1 protein-coding gene is annotated in these 1,551 nt (G+C 59.5%); it reads right to left on the bottom strand.

All coding sequences use genetic code 11. The features are described 5' to 3' along the window. Positions 1–1,551: tetratricopeptide repeat protein (locus AC1D0P_RS25515; RefSeq protein WP_477679286.1), on the bottom strand; the 1,551-nt coding region annotated here is incomplete at both ends.

Genomic DNA, 1,551 nt, shown 5'->3' with positions numbered 1-1,551 from the left:
GGGCCAAGCGCGCGGCGACTTCGCCAAAACGTTTCGCGTCCGCCAACAACTGTTCGGCCGGCAGGTCGGCCACGTAGTTGTAAATGAACAGCAGGTTGTTGTGCGTCAGGACGTTATCCGGATCAATCTCAAGTGCCCGGTGCAGGGTTTTCACTGCCTCGGCAAGGCGGCCCATATCTTTCAGGATACCGCCGAGATTCGCGTAGGCATCAGTGTAATCGGGCTTGATTTTGATGGCGCGCTTAATGCTCGCGATAGATTCGGCGAGTCTGTTGGTGCGGCTAAAAAGCATGCCGAGGTTGTTGTGGGCTTGAGCAAGCTCCGGGTTGATTTCCAGTGCCCGAAAAAAACTTGCCTCGGCCAACTCGAGTTTGTCGAGTTGCTCCAATACGCTACCGTAGTTGGAGTGCGCGATGGCGGAATCGGGGGCGATGTCCAGCGCCTGACGATAGCTTTGTGCCGCGGCATCAATTTGCCCGAGTGCCTGCAACACGCTGCCAATATTCACATGCGCTTCCGCGAACTTGGGTCGAAGGGACAATGCTTTTTGAAAACAAACCAAGGCGGCGTCCATGTTCTGCCGTCTCCGCATGACGAGGCCCAGGTTGTTATGTGCTTCCGCCGAGCCAGATTCGATCTCAAGGGTGCGACGGATGCACTTTTCCGCGGAATCAAGGTGTCCGAGCTCCAGCAAGGCGACACCCTGGTTCAGGTTGGCCTCGGCGTTGTCGGGCTCAATTTCCAATGCGCGGCGGTAGCTGGTGATGGCCTCCCTCAGCTGGCCTTGGTCTCCTTGTGTATTACCGAGCCGAACCAGTGCCGCTGCGTCGTCGGGTCCGGCTTCCACCGACCGGCGGTAGCTGTCAAGCGCTTCCTCAATCTGCCCAAGGGCTTTCAGGGCATCACCGAGGTTCATCTGCGTTGCCGCGTTCGTGGGATCCGCCTCGGACGCACGCCGGAAGTAGGGAGCGGCCATATCGGCCTTCCCTTCGCGAAGCAAGATGCTGCCGAGGTTGTTGCAAGCAGCTATGTGATCCGGCTTGATGGCCAGGGCCTGGCGATAGAGCGCTTTTGCATGATCGAGCCGCTCGAGATTCTGCTCGGCGAGGCCTTGATGGAAATAGGCCTCGACTTGATCGGACTCAAGCCCAAGCGCCAACTCAAGCGCGGCGTGGGCATCCGCAAAATCAGGCTTGATCGCCAGGGCCTGCCGGTAGGCCGCGACGGCGGCTTCTGGTGCTCCAAGGCGTAGATGGGCGTTGCCGATGTTGAAATGCGCAGCGGCCGAATCCGGTTTGTGCTTGATGGCCTCCAGATAGGCGTCCAATGCATTCTGAGCGTCGCCGCGGTCCAGCAGAATGTTGCCGCGGTTGAAATGGGCCCGCGCGAGCGTCGGCGCCAGCCTGACAGCCGATTCGTAGCAGCTTAAAGCCTCGTTAATTTGGCCCTGTTGCTCGAGCAACAGGCCCTTGTCCAGCCACTGCCCGGCTTCCAGGCCGGAACCTGAAGCCGCGTCGCTGGTAGATTTTGGGGGGATGCTTATGCGTGACG

This window comes from Polaromonas sp. P1_G2 (genome assembly GCF_056405515.1).
This window is presented reverse-complemented; position numbering and strand designations above follow the sequence as displayed.